Here is a 16,099-nt window from a genome sequence, read left to right on the forward strand (position 1 = left end):
AATCGGCTCCGTTTCTGCATCTGCACTGTCCTAACGATTTCGCAGTCGCAGCGCAATAATAATTCACAATATGATCTCTCGGCGAGCTTTTGTGTCTCTGGAAATTTCCAGTCCCTGTCACGGCGAAAAGCCGCTAAGACCCTTTCAGGAAGGGATGATGACCGGGTTCGAATTTCATCAGATCGTGCTGGCCGTGTCTGTCACGCTGTTCGCGGGCTTCGTGAAAGGCGCGATCGGCTTTGCCATGCCGATGATCATGATGTCTGCCTTCACCGCCTTCCTGCCGCCGCCGGTGGCGCTTGCCTTGCTGATCCTGCCGACCTTCGTGACAAACCTGATGCAGGCCTTCCGGCAAGGAAGCCGCGCGGCAATCGAGAGCGCACTTGCCTTCCGTCTGCATATCGCCGCCGTCCTCGTCTTCCTCTTCCTCTCCGCGCAATTCGTGACCGGCATCCCGAAGGCCCCGATGGAGGCCGCGCTTGGCCTGCCGATCCTCGGTTTCGCGCTCTGGCAGCTCTCCGGCCGCCCGATGGCGCTGAAGGTCGAACATCGCGCCCGGGCCGAACTCGGACTCGGGGTAATAGGCGGGCTTTACGGCGGTATCTCGGGCATCTGGGGGCCGCCCCTGATCGTCCTTCTCCTGTCGCTAAGGACGGACAAGCAGGAAATGATGCGTGTGCAGGGCGTCGTCTTCCTGATCGGGTCGGCAGCCCTCTTCGCTGCGCACCTGACCTCGGGCGTGCTCAACGCCGAAACGCTGCCCGTCTCCGCCCTCCTCGTGATCCCCGCCCTTCTCGGCAACCGGCTCGGGCTCGCGATCCAGGACCGGCTCGACCAGCAGAAATTCCGCCGCTGGACGCTGATCCTTCTCGCCGTCACCGGCGCGAACCTGATCCGGCAGGCCCTTTCCTAGGCCTGCTCACGTTCTGTCCCAAAATACTCCGGGGGAGCGCGAGGGGGCAGCGCCCCCTCGCACGGGTCGGCCGGGCGAGGCCCGGACGAAATCAGGCCTCAGCCGATCGCCGCCGCCTTCACGTCGGCATCGATGAACGGCACATACTGGGCGAAATTGTCCGAAAACATCTGGACAAGCTTCTTGGCCTGCGCGTCATAGGCCGCCTTGTCAGCCCATGTGGCGCGCGGATCAAGAAGCTCGGTATCGACGCCCGGAACAGCGACCGGCACTTCGAAGCCGAAATTCGGATCCTTGCGGAAGGACACGCCATTCAGCGAGCCGTCGAGCGCCGCCGTCAGAAGCGCGCGCGTCGCCCTGATCGGCATGCGCTTGCCTGTGCCATAGGCGCCGCCGGTCCAGCCGGTGTTCACCAGCCAGCAGGTCGCGCCATATTGGGCGATCTTTTCCTGCAACAGCCGCCCGTAAACCTCGGGCCGACGCGGCATGAAGGGCGCACCGAAACAGGTCGAGAAGGTCGGGATCGGCTCGGTGACGCCGACCTCAGTCCCCGGTGTCTTCGAGGTGAAGCCCGACAGGAAGTGATACATCGCCTGCGCGGGCGTCAGCCGCGCGATGGGCGGCAGGACGCCGTAAGCGTCGCAGGTCAGCATGATCACATTCTTTGGGTGACCGCCGCGCGATGAGGCCGAAGCGTTGGAAATATAGTCCAGCGGATAGGCGCAGCGCATGTTGTCGGTAATCGAATTGTCCTCGAAATCCAGATCGAAGGTCTCGGGATCGAAGACCATGTTCTCGACCACGGTGCCGAATTTCTCGGTCGTGGCATAGATCTCGGGCTCTGCCTCGCGGGATAGGTTGATGGTCTTGGCATAGCAGCCGCCTTCGAAATTGAAGGTGCCCTTGTCAGACCAGCCATGTTCATCGTCGCCAATGAGCGTGCGCGAGGGATCGGCCGACAAAGTAGTCTTGCCGGTGCCGGACAGGCCGAAGAAGACCGCGGTTTCCGCCTCGTCCCCGATCGCATGGTTGGCCGAGCAATGCATGGCCATCACGCCCTTGCCGGGCAGGATGTAGTTCAGAAGCGTGAAGACCGATTTCTTGTTCTCGCCAGCATACTGGGTGCCCGCGATCAGGATGAGCTTGCGGTCGAAATTGAGCGCGATCACCGTTTCCGACCGGCAGCCGTGGCGGGCCGGATCGGCCTTGAAGGACGGGCAGTTGATGATGGTGAATTCGGGTGCGAACTCGTCCAACTCCTCGACCGAGGGACGGCGCAGCAGGTGGCGGATGAAAAGCCCGTGCCAGGCCAGTTCCGTCACGACCCGCACATCAAGCCGGTGCTCGGGGTCGGCGCCCGCGAACAGGTCCTGAACGAAAAGGTCGCGCCCCTGCATGTGCGCGACCATATCTTCGTACAGACGGTCGAAGGCGGCGGGATCCATCGGTTTGTTGTTGTCCCACCAGATCGTGTCTTCGACCGAGGGGGTGCGGACCACGAACTTGTCCTTGGGCGAGCGTCCGGTGTGTTTGCCGGTCGTCACCAGAAACGATCCGCCCTTGCCGAGGGTACCTTCCTTCCGGCCGAGCGCCGCTTCGATCAGCGCCGGTTCGCGAAGGTTGTAATAGACATGGCCGAGCCCCGTGATGCCCTGGTCTTCCAGACGGTTGGCGGGGTTCACTCGTCCTGTGCTCATGTGCTCGCTCCTGGCGCCGCTCCCGCGGCTTATCGGTTGCTTTCTCAGGTCTTCGGGGTTCCGGGCCATCGGAACCGGCGGTCACGGCTAAGCCGTTGGGCCGCCTATAACCCAGCCTATCACATTGAACCAGAAGGCTTTACGGGCGTTAGCGCCACCATGGGCGGTTTAGCGCAACCAAGGTGAATCGGTGATCACATTCGGAAACAAAACCGGTCTCACTGCGACAAATTCGTCATGCGCGCGAACTTTCACCCGACTGTAAGGCACTCGTTTCTTGGTGATTCGTACTTACCAGTTGATTCCGCGGGGCGAAAAACGGAAACTGTGATCAAAACAAGGCATGAGCAGAATAGGGAAGGCAGAAATGTCGCGGATCGCACTGGTGGACGATGACAGGAACATCCTGACATCCGTGTCCATGACGCTCGAAGCCGAGGGGTTCGAGGTCGAAACCTACAACGACGGCCAATCGGCGCTTGATGCGTTCAACAAACGCCTGCCCGACATGGCTGTGCTGGACATCAAGATGCCCCGGATGGACGGGATGGACCTCTTGCAGCGGCTTCGGCAGAAAACCTCGATGCCGGTCATTTTCCTGACCTCGAAGGACGACGAGATCGACGAGGTTCTGGGCCTGCGGATGGGCGCGGACGATTACGTCAAGAAGCCCTTCAGCCAGCGCCTGCTGGTCGAGCGAATCCGTGCGCTTCTGCGGCGCCAGGACGCGATCGCCTCGGGCGAGGTCGCGACCACCGAAGAGACCAAGATCATGACGCGCGGCCATCTGACGATGGACCCGCTGCGCCATTCCGTAAGCTGGAAAGGCCGGGATGTGGCGCTGACTGTGACCGAGTTCCTGCTTCTGCAGGCGCTCGCCCAACGCCCCGGCTTTGTCAAAAGCCGCGATCAGCTGATGGATGTGGCCTATGACGATCAGGTCTATGTGGACGACCGCACGATCGACAGCCATATCAAGCGCCTGCGCAAGAAGATGCGCATGGTGGACGACGATTTCGGCGCGATCGAAACCCTTTACGGGATTGGGTACCGTTATAACGAAGAATGACCCTTAGTAGAGGTTTGTGGTGGGTGGCAGGACCTCTGACAGGGCAGACGTCGTACTCGGCGAGGATTGGGTCGGACCGGAAGGGGTCGTCGATACCGAACTGAGGGAAGGGCGGGAACGGCGAGGCATCATCTCGCTCAACCGCTCGCCGTTGGCCCGCAAGATCATTACGTTCAACCTCATGGCGATGGTCGTGCTGGTTGCCGGTGTCCTGTACCTGAACCCGTTCCGCAACAGCCTTGTCCTGCAGCGCGAAAGCGGCCTTGTCGCCGAGGCGCAGCTGATCGCCGATGTGTTCGAGGCCCAGCTTGATACGGCGGGGCCGGTGAATTTCGTCACCGGCGACGGGATTGACGCGGTGGCGACCACCGGCGGCATCGAGCTGCCCGAAGGCGTCGAACTCTTCATCTATGACGCGACCGGGCAGCTCGTAACCTCGTCGGTTGGCATGGCGCGACCCGAGCAGGAGCTGATCAAGGGATTGCAGCGTGACGAGCGGTCGACCATCATCACCGATATCCTCAACCGCGTCTGGGATACGATCGAAGCGCTTCTTGGCCCCGGCGATACGCCCGACATCACCCGACATCCTGAAAGACTCGCCGCAGGGCTGGTGGATGCGGCGCTGGCCGGGGCCACACAGGCCCATACCGGCAAGGATGAACTGGGCGACGCGACCTTCACCGTGGCAACACCGATCCGCCAGAACGGCACGGTCGTGGGCGTTGCTGCCGTGACCTCCTTCGCGGGCGAGATCAACCAGCTTGTCCGCGTCGAGCGCGAACAGGTGCTACAGATGTTCGTTGTGGCGATCATCGTGTCGATCGGCCTGTCGCTGGTTCTGGCGTCCACAATCGCCAATCCGCTGTCGGACCTCGCGGCGGCGGCGGAAATCGGGCGCGACAAGAATGCCCGCAAGATCTCGCCCAACCGCGTGCGCATCCCCGACCTGACGGCACGACCCGACGAGATCGGGCGGCTTTCGGGCGCGATGCGCGGGATGGTCTCGGCGCTTTATGAACGGATCGAGGCGAACGAACAATTCGCGGCCGATGTGGCGCACGAGATCAAGAACCCGCTCGCCTCGCTGCGGTCCGCCGTCGGTACGCTGCGCGTCGCCAAGCGCGAGGATCAGCGCGACAAGCTTCTTGACGTGATCGACCATGACGTGCGCCGTCTCGACCGGCTGGTCAGCGACATCTCGAACGCCTCGCGGCTCGACAGTGAACTGGTGAAGGAAGAGGAAGAAGCGTTCAATCTTCTGAAGATGCTGACCAACCTCAGCGATTATCTGGGTCAGGAGGCACGGTCGAAAGGCGTCGAATTCATCGCCGATCTTCCCGCCGAACCGATCACCATCACCGGACTTGAGGCGCGGCTTGCGCAGGTCTTCGTCAACCTGATCACCAACGCGATATCCTTCTGCACTGAAGGCGACGCGGTGCGCATCTGGGCGCGGCAGCGCGAGGGGCGCGTACTTGTCGTGGTCGAGGATACAGGCCCCGGCATTCCCGATCAGGCGCTGACAAAGATCTTCAAGCGTTTCTATTCCGAGCGCCCGCCCGGCCAGTTCGGAGAACATTCGGGCCTTGGCCTTGCGATTTCCAAACAGATCGTCGAGGCGCATGGCGGCGTGATCTGGGCCGAGAATATCAGGCCCACGGATGCCGACATCACCTCTGAGCCGCTCGGCGCGCGTTTCGTCGTCGGCCTGCCGGTGTGACGGATACCCCTTCGGAGATCATCCACGCTACGACCGTTGCCTGGCAGCGGCGGGCCGTGGTGATCGCAGGCCCATCCGGGTCCGGCAAATCCGCGATGGCGCTGGAGCTGATGGCATTGGGCTGTTCGCTGGTCGCCGACGACCGGACGCTTCTGTCGATCCAATCCGGCATCCTCCGCGCCGAAGCGCCAGACCCGATCCGCGGCAGGATCGAGATTCGCGGCGCGGGCATCTTCGCTGCCGAGGCTGCAGGCCGCATCCCGGTCACACTCATCGTCGATCTTTCGACAGATGAACGCGAACGCCTTCCCCCGCGCCGTGTCCGCACCTATCTTGGCATTCCCATCCCTTGCCTTCACAGGATCGAGGGAGCGCATTTTCCAGCCGCGATCCTGCATGTGTTGAGGTCGGAACGTCTGGACTAGCTATCGAAGGACCGACCCAGATGACGGGCAAGGACCGGGCCGCGACCGCGAACAACCGCCATAGGCTCCTGATGGTGACGGGGCCGTCCGGTGCGGGCCGCGGCACCGCGATCAGGGCACTGGAAGACCTTGGCCATGAACCGATCGACAACCTGCCGCTCAGCCTCGTGCCGCGACTTTTCGACGGCCCGCCGATCGGGCGCCCCGTGGCGCTCGGCATCGATGTCCGGAACCGCGATTTCTCGGTCGCGGCGCTCATCGACCTGATCGACGATCTGACTGAGCGGCCCGAGGTTGATGCCGAACTGATGTTCCTCGACTGCGACCAGACGGAACTCCTGCGCCGCTATTCCGAAACACGCAGGCGCCATCCGTTCGTTCTGGCGCCGACGCCCGAGGACGCGGTCGAGCGCGAGATCGAGCTTCTGACGCCGATCCGGGCGCGCGCCGATATCCTGATCGACACGACCGACATGTCGCCGCACGACCTGAAGGCCGAGATCGCGCGTTGGGTCGATGCGGGGGCAGCCGAACGGCTGGCCGTCTCGGTCCATTCCTTTTCCTACAAGCGCGGCGTGCCGCGCGGGCTTGACATGATGTTCGACTGCCGGTTCCTGAAGAACCCGCATTGGGAAGCCGCCCTGCGCCCGCTCGACGGGCGCGATGAGCGCGTTGCGGACTTCGTGGCCAATGACCCGCTTTACCCCACGTTCTTTGAAAAAACCCGCGATCTTCTGCTTTTCCTGTTGCCTGCGCAGGTGGATGAGGGCAAGAGCCACCTCGCCGTGGGCTTCGGTTGCACCGGCGGTCAGCACCGGTCGGTGATGATGGGGGAACGGATGGCCAAGGCGCTTGCAGCCGCTGGCTGGCAGGTGTCTATAAGGCATCGTGAATTGGAACGGCGGACGGGTGGTTCGCCCAGACGAATGGCAGGTGGCGGGGCTTGATCGGGATCGTGATCGTCGCGCATGGCGGGCTGGCGAAGGAATATCTCGCGGCCGTCGAACATGTGGTGGGGCCCCAGAGGGGCATCCGCGCGATCGCCATTGAGGAAGACCATGATCGCGCCAAGAAACAGGCAGAGATCATGGGCGCCGCCGATGCGGTTGACGAGGGCGATGGCGTGGTGGTGGTGACCGACATGTTCGGCGGCTCGCCTTCGAACCTCTCGCTCAAGGCCTGCGTGTCGCAGGATCGCCAGATCATTTACGGCGCCAACCTGCCCATGCTGATCAAGCTGGCGAAATCGCGCGCGCTGCCGGTGCCCGATGCGGTCGCCTCGGCGCTCGATGCGGGCAGGAAGTATATCAACAGTTACGTCGGTTCCGGGCAGGGCAGCCAATGACCCCCATTCTCCTCGATATTGTGAACGAAAAGGGGCTTCATGCCCGCGCCTCGGCGAAGTTCGTCGAAGTGGTCGAGGCGCATGATGCCTCGGCGACGGTCGAGAAGGACGGGATGAGCGTGTCGGGCGATTCGATCATGGGTCTTCTGATGCTCGCCGCCTCGCGCGGGACCCAGATCAGCGTGGTGACCAGCGGTCCGGAGGCTGAAAAGCTCCTCGAAGCGCTGCGCGCACTCGTCGCCAACCGCTTCGGCGAGGAGCATTGAGGATGACCGGGGCACGCGCATGGTGAGCGTGACCGAAACCCGGCCCACCCCGGCGCCGAAGAACAAGCGCTACGAAATGCGGCGCCTGTCCTACGCGGGCACCTTTTCCAACCCGTTCAAGGCGGGGGCGATACGCACCATCGAATGGCTGACGGGTAAGGTCACGCTCATCCGCCTGATCCGGTCGTTCGAGAAATCGGGGGCGCCGGTCGGTTCGCCCTTCTGGCCGAAGGCGATCCGCCATATGGGGATCGATATTCAGACCCCGCCCGAAGAAATTGCCCGCATCCCGAAGACCGGTCCCGTCGTCGTGGTGGCGAACCACCCGTCGGGCCTTGTCGACGGGATGATCATGGCCGAGATGGTCAATCGGGTCCGGTCGGATTTCAAGATCCTCACCCGCTCGCTGCTGACCGGTATCCCCGAGGTCGAGGAGTTCATGATCCCTGTGCCCTTCCCGCACGAGGAAAACGCCCGCGAACTGGGGCTGATCATGCGCGATGACACGATGAAGCACCTAAAGGCGGGGGGCGTGGTGATCCTGTTTCCGGCCGGGAAGGTCGCGATGTCGGAAGGCTGGTGGGGGGCTGCGGTCGAGGGTGAATGGAACGTCTTCACCCACAAGATCGTGCGCTCGACCGGTGCGACGATCCTGCCGATCTATTTCGCGGGCCAGAACAGCCGCGCCTTCCAGATCGCCAATCAGGTATCAGACACGATCCGCCAGGGCCTGCTGCTGCACGAGATCAAACGCGCGCTCTTCAAACCGCAGCGCCCGGTCATCGGTGAACCGATCCCGGCGACGGTTCTGAAGGACTGGGAGGGCAACCCGCGCGGGTTCCTGGCGTGGCTCAGGGAACATACGCTTAGCCTCGGCAGGTGACGGCCAGCTGGGGTCAGCCCCCGAACCCCCGAGATATTTCGGCCAGAATGAAGATATGCTTTCACTGTGGATCAAATATCCTCGGGGGTCTGGGGGCAGACAGCCCCCAGCCTTCGCCCGGAGGTCACCGCGTCGGCACCGGCACTTCGCCGCGATAGTCGTAGAACCCGCGCTGGGTCTTGCGGCCGAGCCAGCCGGCTTCGACATATTTCGTCAGAAGCGGACAGGGCCGATATTTGGTGTCGGCGAGCCCCTCGTGAAGGACGTTCATGATCGCGAGGCAGGTGTCGAGGCCGATGAAATCGGCCAGTTCCAAGGGCCCCATCGGATGGTTGGCGCCGAGCTTCAGCGACTGGTCGATGGATTTCACCGAGCCGACGCCCTCGTACAGCGTATAGACCGCCTCGTTGATCATCGGCATCAGGATGCGGTTCACGATGAAGGCCGGGAAATCCTCGGCGCTTGCGGCCGTCTTTCCGAGCCTTTCCACGACCTCGACCAAAGCCTTGTAGGTCGGCTCGTCGGTGGCGATGCCGCGGATCAGCTCGACAAGCTGCATCACCGGCACCGGGTTCATGAAATGGAAGCCCATGAACTTTTCCGGCCGGTCGGTCCGTGAGGCGAGCCGGGTAATCGAAATGGACGAGGTGTTCGAGGTCAGGATCGTCTCGGGCTTCAGATGGGGGACCAGATCCTCGAAGATCGCCTGCTTGACCATCTCGCGCTCGGTCGCGGCCTCGATCACCAGATCGGTCTGGCCAAGGTCGGCGAGCCTCAGCGTGGTGCGAATGCGGCTGAGGGCGGCTGCCTTGTCGGCCTCCAACACCTTGCCGCGCGAGATCTGACGGTCGAAATTCTTGGTGATCGTCACGATCGCCTTGTCGAGCGCCTCCTGGCTCACGTCGGTCATCAGGACATCGTAGCCCGCCGCCGCGAAGACATGGGCAATGCCGTTGCCCATCTGGCCCGCGCCCACGATACCCACCGACTGGATCGCCATTGTCTGTCCTTTCCCGCTCTGCCGCGCGACCTTATGCACCCCGGCCCCGCCTGCGCAAGCCTTGGCCACGGCAATCCCCGCTCGCATTAGGCATTTCGCAATGCCTTCCGTGCAAGCCTTGTTGTCGGGTGACTTAGAACTGAAGGTGGGAGCAATGGCCTATGAATTCCCGGGCGCGGGGGCGCTTGACTATCTTCCATGCCGCTATGGCGCGTCAAAGCTTCTGTTCCGGGGGCCGCGGAGGAAGCTGGAAGGGAAGTATTGTGCCTTTCTCGGCGGGTCGGAGACCTATGGAAAATATGTGCGCGACCCCTATCCGGCGCTGGCTGAGGCGGCGCTTGGCCTGCCGATGGTGAACCTCGGCTATATGAATGCAGGCGCGGATGTCTTTCTGAACGAACCCGCGGTCATCGATGCCGCCAACGGTGCGCGGGTTGCGGTGATCCAGATCCTCGGCGCGCAGAACATGTCAAACCGCTTCTATGCCGTGCACCCGCGCCGCAACGACCGGTTCCTGCGCGCCTCAGCGCTGATGAAGACCATCTTCGGCGAGGTCGACTTCAATGAGTTCCACTTCACCCGACATATGCTTCTGACGCTGAAGCGCGTTGCGCCGGAAAAGTTCGGCCTGGTCGAGACCGAGCTGAAGGCCGCCTGGGTGGCGCGCATGCGGCTGTTCCTGCAGAAGATGAGGACCAGGACGGTGCTTCTGGCGATCGGCGATCATCGCGGCGCCAGTCGGCCGGGCGATGAGCTGGGGCCGGAGCCCCTGCTGATCGACGAGAAGATGATCGAGACCATCCGCCCCTTCGCCACCGACTTCGTCCGCTTCGCACCAAGCGATGCCGCCAGGTCATCGGGAACGCTCGGCATGTTCTTCGCGCCGCTCGACGCGCCATCGGCCGCGGAACTGCCCGGGCCCAAGGTCCATGAGGAAGTGGCCGAGGCGCTGACGCCGGTCATCGCCCGGCATCTGAAAGGGCACTGAAAGGAAAAGGCCCGCCGATGGCAGGCCTTTCTGGTTTGTCCGGGCCGCTCGGCGGATCAGAGCTTGCCGGTCAGTTCCGGCACGGCGGCGAAAAGATCGGCGACAAGGCCGTAATCGGCGACCTGGAAGATCGGCGCCTCTTCATCCTTGTTGATCGCGACGATGATCTTGGAATCCTTCATCCCGGCAAGATGCTGGATGGCGCCCGAGATGCCCACCGCGACATAGAGGTCCGGCGCCACGACCTTGCCGGTCTGGCCGACCTGCCAGTCGTTCGGGGCATAGCCCGAATCGACCGCCGCGCGGCTGGCACCGACGGCTGCGCCGAGCTTGTCGGCAAGCGCCTCGATCAGGTCGAAGCTTTCCTTGGAGCCGACGCCACGGCCGCCCGAGACCACGACCTTGGCCGAGGTCAGTTCTGGCCGGTCAGAGGCTGCGACCTTGTCCTCGATCCATTCCGACAGGCCGGGGCTCGCAGGTGCGCCGACGGTCTCGACCGAAGCCGAACCGCCCATGCCCGCGGGTTCGAAGGTCGAGGTACGGATCGAGACGACCTTGATCTTGTCGGAGGATTTCACCGTCTGGATCGCGTTGCCGGCATAGATCGGCCGTTCGAACGTATCGGCATCGACGACGCCGGAAACATCCGAGATCACCATCACGTCGAGAAGGGCGGCCACGCGGGGCAGCACGTTCTTGGCGTCGGTCGTGGCAGGCGCGACGATATGGCTATAGCCATCCGCGAGCGACACGATCAGCGCGGCGGTCGGTTCGGCCAGGCGATGGCCAAGCACCGCGTCCTCGGCGCAGAGAACCTTCTTCACACCGTCGAGCTTCGCCGCCTCGGCAGCCGCATCGGCAGCACGCGCCCCGGCGCAAAGCACAGTGACATCGCCAAGCATCTTCGCCGCCGTCAGCGCCTTCGCGGTCGCGTCGACCGACAGCTGACCATCGGTCACTTCACCAAGCAGAAGAACAGCCATCAGATCACCCCCGCTTCGTCTTTGAGTTTCGCGATCAACTCGTCAACCGAGCCAACCTTCACGCCCGCCTTGCGGCCTGCGGGCTCGCTGGTCTTCACCACCGTGAGGCGCGGCGCGACATCGACGCCGTAGTCGGCGGGCGTCTTGGCGGCGAGCGGCTTGGTCTTGGCCTTCATGATGTTCGGCAGAGACGCATAGCGCGGCTCGTTCAGGCGCAGGTCGACCGAGACGATCGCGGGCAGCTTGACCGCGATCGACTGCAGGCCGCCGTCGACCTCGCGGGTCACGGTTGCCTTGTCGCCCTCGATCTTCAGTTCCGAAATGAAGGTGGCCTGCGCCCAGCCGAGAAGCGCCGCGAGCATCTGGCCAGTGGCGTTCATGTCATTGTCGATCGCCTGCTTGCCGCAAAGGACGATCCCGGGCGCCTCTTCCTTGACGACGCCAGCGAGCAGCTTTGCGACCGCGAGCGGCTCGATATCGGTATGAACGTCCGCCGCCGCCTCGATCAGGATCGCGCGGTCGGCCCCCATGGCGAGCGCGGTGCGCAGTGTTTCCTGCGCCTGCTTCACGCCGATGGACACGACGACAACCTCGGTCGCGACGCCCTTTTCCTTCAGCCGGATCGCCTCTTCCACGGCGATCTCGTCGAACGGGTTCATCGACATTTTGACGTTAGCGAGATCGACCCCCGATCCGTCCGCCTTCACGCGGACCTTCACGTTATAGTCGATCACGCGCTTCACAGGCACGAGGACCTTCATCGGCGTGTATCTCCTCAAGACGGGCCCCCCTTGCGGGTGGCGCAATAACTCCCGTCCGGTTCCTAGCGATTCTGCAACGCAGAGGACAGTGCAAAATCGACAGGAGTTGACGCTCAGACGCCACGTTTTGGCCTGTTAGCGACGGACACCGGCCAGGCCGGGCCGCTTATCGCGCCCTTGCGGCCGCTCTTCGCGAGGAGCGCGCGTCAGGGCGCGAGAAGCGGCCTAGCGGTGGGCGCCGGGGACCCAGAGCACATCCTCGCCGCCGTTCGCCACCCGCGCCGCCACAAAGAACCAGTCCGACAGACGGTTCAGATAGGTGATGGCGGCGGGATTGACCTCTTCGCTTTCCGCCAGTTCGACCGTCAGCCGTTCGGCCCGGCGGCTGACCGTGCGGCAGAGGTGGAGGTATGCGGCAAGCGGTGTGCCCCCCGGCAGGATGAAGCTGCGGAGCGGCGAAAGCGGCGCGTTCATCACGTCGATCTCGCGTTCCAGCCGCTCGGCCTGGCCGGGCACCATGCGCAGGACCGGATAGCCCGCTTCCGCGTCCTTCGTCATCTCGGGGCGGCAAAGATCGGCGCCGAGGTCGAAAAGATCGTTCTGGATACGGGCAAGGCCTGCATCCATCTCGGTTCCGGCCGCATGCAGGCGGGCAAGACCCACCGTGGCATTGACTTCATCCACCGTGCCATAGGCCGAAACGCGCGCCGAATGTTTCGCGACCCGCGCGCCGTTTCCGAGCGCGGTTTCGCCCTTGTCGCCGGTCTTCGTATAGATTTTGTTCAGGACGACCATCAGCGACCCCGGATCAGCACGAAGGCGAGGATCAGCACCACCGCCGCCGCCTGAGCGATGATCCGGTAGCGCATGATGCGGTTGGCGTGCTTGCGGTTGAAGTCGCCGCCCTTGGCGAAGCCGCCTATCCCAGTCATCAGGATGGCCAAGACCACGAAACAGGCGATGGCCGCGACGATGAAAAGCGGGTCTCTGGTCATGATGCCTCCCGGGGCTTTTCCCCTGCTTTAGGCGCTCCGCGCCCTCTTTACCAGCGCCCCTTCAGAAGGCCTGTAAAATCCACCGGACCCACCTGCCCCGTCAGACGTGCCCGGTAGATCGGCAGGCTTTCGGCCACGCGCATCACATAGGTCTGGGTCTCGCGGAAGGGGATCGCCTCGATCCAGTCGACGGGATCGACACCCTTGACGCGCGGATCTCCAAGGCTTGCGATCCATTTGCGCGACCGTCCCGGCCCGGCATTATAGCCGGTGGCCACGAGAAGCGGCGAGGTGCCGAATTCCTCGACCAGCCCCGCCAGATAGGCCGAACCGAGCGTGGCGTTATAATCAAAGTCGCTGCCAAGCTTGGTGCGGTCAAAACCCACGCCCACTTTGGCCGCCATCATCTTGCCGGTCTCAGGCATCACCTGCATGAGGCCGAGAGCGCCCACGGAAGATACCGCCTCGGGGTTGAACTCACTTTCCCGGCGCGCGATCGACAGCGTCAGTTCGGTCGGCACCGGCAGATTGAGATGATCGAGACCGACGAGCGGGAAATAGGCCGACGGCCAGATCACGCCCTTGTCGGCGGCGGCCTTGGCGAGGACCACGCCGATGTAGGGCTCATCCGCCTCAAGCGCCATGCCTGCGATCCGGCCGATATCTTCACCGGAAAGGCCTTCGGACAAATGCAGGAAAAACCGGGCAGCCAGCTGATGTTCGCCTGCCTGCATCAGAAGCCGCCCGGCCTTGAAGACCGACGATCCGGCGAAAGAGGCATCCTGCCAGCCGGGATAGGCCTCGCCGCCCAGCAGCGCGGGCGACAGCGGCAGGCCCGCATTTTCGGCGGCAAGCAGACCGTAGAAGGCGGTCTGATAGCGCGCGGCCTCTGCATAGGCGGCCTGGGCATCGCCCGCGCGGCCTGCCGCCTCGTAGGCGCGACCCAGCCAGTACCCGGCGCGGGCGAGGCTGATTGGCCCATTCACCGCCGCCTTGTAGCGGGCGAAATGCTTCAGCGCCGTATCGACATCGCCAAGTTTGCGCAGGGCGATGTAACCCGACAGCCATTCGAGGTCTGCGTAATCGTCGCCACTTTCCAGATGATGGTTCGCTGCCATCCGGTAGGCGCGGCGCGGATCGCCCTCGCGCATTTCCTTCCGCGCCAGCTTGCGCCGCCAATCGGCCCAGGCCTCCGGATCGCCAAGCTCCTTGGCGCTGCCCGACCGTTCCAGCATCAGCGTCCCGGCGTCGGCGTAAAGATCCTTGCCGATCCGCCAACGGAACCGGTCGTAGGCGAGGCCGGCCGAGCCTTTCATGCGATCCGGCACCGCCTTGATCAGCGCATCCACCCCGTTCGCGCGTTCCTGCAAGGCAATCCGCGCTTCGGCGACCGCGCGGGTACCCGCGCTGGCGAGCGGCAGCATGCGTTTGGCGTCTGTGGTGAGCCCCGCCTGCAGCATCGCCGCCATGCGGCCATCGTGATGGTCGGCAAGTACCTCGCCAAACTCGGCGAGGAAGGCCGCCTGATCCTCCGGCCGCATCGAAAGGTTGCGCCAGGCGCGGATCGCCTCTTTCGCGGCCGCCTTTCTGTCGCCCTGCGCCCGCAGCGCGTGCGCAAGCGCGAGGCTGCCCTGACCAGTCTGCGGCGGCTCGTCAGCGAAATAGGAGACGATCAGCACCGGGCTCAGCCCGTCGGTGATCGCCGCCTCGCCCTTCTTGCGCAGCAGCTTCAGGCCCGGCCAGTCGGGACGACGGCGCAGGAAATCGACATAGGCCGCGAAAGAGGCGGGCTGTTCGCGCAGATAGCGCCATTCGATCACGTCGGCGGCCAGCGACCCGCCGCCGCCCGCCTCGGCCAGCGCCGCGTTCCAGTCGCCCCTGTCGGCCGAGGCGATGGCCGCGCGCAGCGACGCCGCCTCATCGGCCCGCACCGTCTGCGCAAGCAAGATGACCGCGACAAGCGCGGCAAGAAGGGTCCGGATCATGCTGCCTCGTCGACTGCTTCGTTCTTGTTTCGGCGAATTTACCGCGGCGGCGGCGCCACGCAACACACAAACTTGGCAAGGCGCTCAGATGCGGCTAGGTTCCGCCGCGATTTTCACCCCGGGCGCCCTGCCCCATCCTCAAGGAGCGTGTCATGTTCAAAGGGTCCTTCCCAGCCCTCGTCACGCCGTTCAAGAACGGCGAGCTGGATCTGGACACGCTGAAGAAACTCGTGGACTGGCATGTGGCCGAAGGCTCGCACGGGCTGGTGCCCGTCGGCACGACCGGCGAAAGCCCGACGCTGTCCCATGAGGAACATGTGATCGTGATCCGCGAAGTGGTGAAGGCTGCCGCCGGGCGCATCCCGGTGATCGCCGGGGCGGGGTCGAATTCGACTGTGGAGGGCGTCGGCCTTATCAAAGGCGCGGAAGCGGCTGGCGCCGACGCGGCGTTGGTTGTCACGCCCTATTACAACAAGCCCACGCAACGGGGGCTTTACGCCCATTACAAGGCGATGCACGACGCCTCGTCGCTGCCGATCATCATCTACAACATCCCCGGCCGCTCGGTCATCGACATGACGCCCGAGACGATGGGGGAACTCGCGAAACTGCCACGCATCGTTGGCGTGAAGGACGCGACCGGCAAGATCGAACGGGTGAGCCAGCAGCGCGCCGCTTGCGGCCGCGATTTTGTCCAGCTGTCGGGCGAGGATGCCACCGCACTGGGCTTCAACGCCCATGGCGGGGTCGGCTGCATTTCGGTCACAGCGAATGTGGCACCGCGCCTTTGCGCCGAATTCCAGGAAGCGACCCTGCGCGGCGATTTCGCCAAGGCGCTGGACTATCAGGACCGGCTGATGCCGCTTCATGAGGCGATCTTCATCGAACCAGGCCTCTGCGGCGCCAAGTACGGCCTGTCACGGCTGGGACTTTGCTCCGAGGAGGTGCGCCTGCCGCTGACCGGCCTCCTAGACACGACGAAGGCGAAGATCGACGCGGCCATGCGGCACGCAGGCCTGATCAACTGACAGGTTTACAAAACTAGATTTCTGGTTATATTGGGGTC

Annotated in this window: 17 protein-coding genes; 10 read left to right on the forward strand and 7 right to left on the reverse strand. The window is 63.8% G+C overall.

Translation table 11 applies throughout. From position 1 onward, the window contains the following. The first annotated feature begins 157 nt into the window (after nt 1-157). On the forward strand, nt 158-913 hold the full coding sequence (locus OU426_RS12175; protein WP_267634286.1) for a sulfite exporter TauE/SafE family protein: 756 nt from the start codon (nt 158-160) through the stop codon (nt 911-913). A 98-nt stretch (nt 914-1,011) separates the two neighbouring features. Here OU426_RS12175 and OU426_RS12180 read toward each other — a convergent pair whose 3' ends face one another. Further along, nucleotides 1,012-2,610, reverse strand: coding sequence for a phosphoenolpyruvate carboxykinase (locus OU426_RS12180; RefSeq protein WP_267634287.1), 1,599 nt, complete (start codon nt 2,608-2,610; stop codon nt 1,012-1,014). 367 nt (nt 2,611-2,977) lie between these two features. On the opposite strand from OU426_RS12180, the gene OU426_RS12185 reads away from it, so the two are divergent. From OU426_RS12185 to OU426_RS12215, 7 genes are read left to right on the forward strand one after another with little or no spacing between them, the layout of a single operon-like run. Continuing rightward, nucleotides 2,978-3,679, forward strand: coding sequence for a response regulator transcription factor (locus OU426_RS12185; protein ID WP_267634288.1), 702 nt, complete (start codon nt 2,978-2,980; stop codon nt 3,677-3,679). Between the two features lie 19 nt (nt 3,680-3,698). Continuing rightward, nucleotides 3,699-5,402 carry a sensor histidine kinase gene (locus OU426_RS12190; RefSeq protein ID WP_267634289.1) on the forward strand — a complete coding sequence of 568 codons (1,704 nt, stop codon included), beginning with the start codon at nt 3,699-3,701 and terminating at the stop codon, nt 5,400-5,402. Continuing rightward, the gene (locus OU426_RS12195) at nt 5,399-5,827 is read left to right on the forward strand and encodes an HPr kinase/phosphorylase (RefSeq protein ID WP_267634290.1); all 429 of its coding nucleotides are present in this window, start codon (nt 5,399-5,401) and stop codon (nt 5,825-5,827) included. The genes OU426_RS12190 and OU426_RS12195 overlap by 4 nt, the downstream gene beginning before the upstream one ends. A gap of 20 nt (nt 5,828-5,847) precedes the next feature. Next, on the forward strand, nt 5,848-6,774 hold the full coding sequence (gene rapZ / locus OU426_RS12200) for an RNase adapter RapZ (RefSeq protein ID WP_267634291.1): 927 nt from the start codon (nt 5,848-5,850) through the stop codon (nt 6,772-6,774). Continuing rightward, on the forward strand, nt 6,771-7,172 hold the full coding sequence (locus OU426_RS12205) for a PTS sugar transporter subunit IIA (protein ID WP_267634292.1): 402 nt from the start codon (nt 6,771-6,773) through the stop codon (nt 7,170-7,172). The genes rapZ and OU426_RS12205 overlap by 4 nt, the downstream gene beginning before the upstream one ends. After that, nucleotides 7,169-7,438, forward strand: coding sequence for an HPr family phosphocarrier protein (locus OU426_RS12210; RefSeq protein WP_267634293.1), 270 nt, complete (start codon nt 7,169-7,171; stop codon nt 7,436-7,438). The genes OU426_RS12205 and OU426_RS12210 overlap by 4 nt, the downstream gene beginning before the upstream one ends. Before the next feature lie 19 nt (nt 7,439-7,457). Next, on the forward strand, nt 7,458-8,321 hold the full coding sequence (locus tag OU426_RS12215) for a lysophospholipid acyltransferase family protein (protein WP_267634294.1): 864 nt from the start codon (nt 7,458-7,460) through the stop codon (nt 8,319-8,321). Between the two features lie 124 nt (nt 8,322-8,445). On the opposite strand, the gene OU426_RS12220 is transcribed toward OU426_RS12215, so the two are convergent. Further along, nucleotides 8,446-9,321, reverse strand: a complete 876-nt coding sequence (locus OU426_RS12220) for a 3-hydroxybutyryl-CoA dehydrogenase (RefSeq protein WP_267634295.1) — start codon at nt 9,319-9,321, stop codon at nt 8,446-8,448. A gap of 154 nt (nt 9,322-9,475) precedes the next feature. On the opposite strand from OU426_RS12220, the gene OU426_RS12225 reads away from it, so the two are divergent. Then, on the forward strand, nt 9,476-10,309 hold the full coding sequence (locus tag OU426_RS12225; protein WP_267634296.1) for a DUF6473 family protein: 834 nt from the start codon (nt 9,476-9,478) through the stop codon (nt 10,307-10,309). 56 nt (nt 10,310-10,365) lie between these two features. Here the strand turns inward: OU426_RS12225 and OU426_RS12230 are convergent, their stop codons facing one another. The 5 genes from OU426_RS12230 to OU426_RS12250 all read right to left on the reverse strand — a co-directional run bounded on the left by OU426_RS12230 (nt 10,366) and on the right by OU426_RS12250 (nt 15,033). Continuing rightward, a complete protein-coding gene (locus OU426_RS12230) occupies nt 10,366-11,292 on the reverse strand; it encodes an electron transfer flavoprotein subunit alpha/FixB family protein (RefSeq protein ID WP_267634297.1) in 927 nt (308 codons plus the stop codon). Then, nucleotides 11,292-12,053 carry an electron transfer flavoprotein subunit beta/FixA family protein gene (locus tag OU426_RS12235; RefSeq protein WP_267634298.1) on the reverse strand — a complete coding sequence of 254 codons (762 nt, stop codon included), beginning with the start codon at nt 12,051-12,053 and terminating at the stop codon, nt 11,292-11,294. The genes OU426_RS12230 and OU426_RS12235 overlap by 1 nt, the downstream gene beginning before the upstream one ends. A gap of 225 nt (nt 12,054-12,278) precedes the next feature. Beyond that, on the reverse strand, nt 12,279-12,848 hold the full coding sequence (locus OU426_RS12240; RefSeq protein ID WP_267634299.1) for a cob(I)yrinic acid a,c-diamide adenosyltransferase: 570 nt from the start codon (nt 12,846-12,848) through the stop codon (nt 12,279-12,281). Beyond that, nucleotides 12,848-13,048 carry a twin transmembrane helix small protein gene (locus OU426_RS12245; protein WP_267634300.1) on the reverse strand — a complete coding sequence of 67 codons (201 nt, stop codon included), beginning with the start codon at nt 13,046-13,048 and terminating at the stop codon, nt 12,848-12,850. Before OU426_RS12245 ends, OU426_RS12240 begins: the two co-directional genes overlap by 1 nt. Before the next feature lie 47 nt (nt 13,049-13,095). Continuing rightward, entirely contained in the window at nt 13,096-15,033 is a 1,938-nt protein-coding gene (locus tag OU426_RS12250; RefSeq protein WP_267634301.1) for a lytic transglycosylase domain-containing protein, read from the reverse strand. A 152-nt stretch (nt 15,034-15,185) separates the two neighbouring features. Here OU426_RS12250 and dapA point away from each other — a divergent pair, with 152 nt between their 5' ends. Then, a complete protein-coding gene (gene dapA, locus OU426_RS12255; RefSeq protein ID WP_267634302.1) occupies nt 15,186-16,061 on the forward strand; it encodes a 4-hydroxy-tetrahydrodipicolinate synthase in 876 nt (291 codons plus the stop codon). Nucleotides 16,062-16,099: the final 38 nt, after the last annotated feature.

It is taken from the genome of Frigidibacter sp. RF13, from assembly GCF_026626305.1.
Classification (GTDB): Bacteria; Pseudomonadota; Alphaproteobacteria; order Rhodobacterales; family Rhodobacteraceae; genus TMP-24.

Excerpts from the sequence above, each read along its gene's own strand:
- OU426_RS12175 (WP_267634286.1), top strand. The coding sequence starts at position 158 with ATGACCGGGTTCGAATTTCATCAGATCGTGCTGGCCGTGTCTGTCACG.
- OU426_RS12180 (WP_267634287.1), bottom strand. The coding sequence starts at position 2,610 with ATGAGCACAGGACGAGTGAACCCCGCCAACCGTCTGGAAGACCAGGGC.
- OU426_RS12185 (WP_267634288.1), top strand. The coding sequence starts at position 2,978 with ATGTCGCGGATCGCACTGGTGGACGATGACAGGAACATCCTGACATCC.
- rapZ (WP_267634291.1), top strand. The coding sequence starts at position 5,848 with ATGACGGGCAAGGACCGGGCCGCGACCGCGAACAACCGCCATAGGCTC.
- OU426_RS12210 (WP_267634293.1), top strand. The coding sequence starts at position 7,169 with ATGACCCCCATTCTCCTCGATATTGTGAACGAAAAGGGGCTTCATGCC.
- OU426_RS12215 (WP_267634294.1), top strand. The coding sequence starts at position 7,458 with ATGGTGAGCGTGACCGAAACCCGGCCCACCCCGGCGCCGAAGAACAAG.
- OU426_RS12220 (WP_267634295.1), bottom strand. The coding sequence starts at position 9,321 with ATGGCGATCCAGTCGGTGGGTATCGTGGGCGCGGGCCAGATGGGCAAC.
- OU426_RS12225 (WP_267634296.1), top strand. The coding sequence starts at position 9,476 with ATGGCCTATGAATTCCCGGGCGCGGGGGCGCTTGACTATCTTCCATGC.
- OU426_RS12230 (WP_267634297.1), bottom strand. The coding sequence starts at position 11,292 with ATGGCTGTTCTTCTGCTTGGTGAAGTGACCGATGGTCAGCTGTCGGTC.
- OU426_RS12235 (WP_267634298.1), bottom strand. The coding sequence starts at position 12,053 with ATGAAGGTCCTCGTGCCTGTGAAGCGCGTGATCGACTATAACGTGAAG.
- OU426_RS12240 (WP_267634299.1), bottom strand. The coding sequence starts at position 12,848 with ATGGTCGTCCTGAACAAAATCTATACGAAGACCGGCGACAAGGGCGAA.
- OU426_RS12245 (WP_267634300.1), bottom strand. The coding sequence starts at position 13,048 with ATGACCAGAGACCCGCTTTTCATCGTCGCGGCCATCGCCTGTTTCGTG.
- OU426_RS12250 (WP_267634301.1), bottom strand. The coding sequence starts at position 15,033 with ATGATCCGGACCCTTCTTGCCGCGCTTGTCGCGGTCATCTTGCTTGCG.
- dapA (WP_267634302.1), top strand. The coding sequence starts at position 15,186 with ATGTTCAAAGGGTCCTTCCCAGCCCTCGTCACGCCGTTCAAGAACGGC.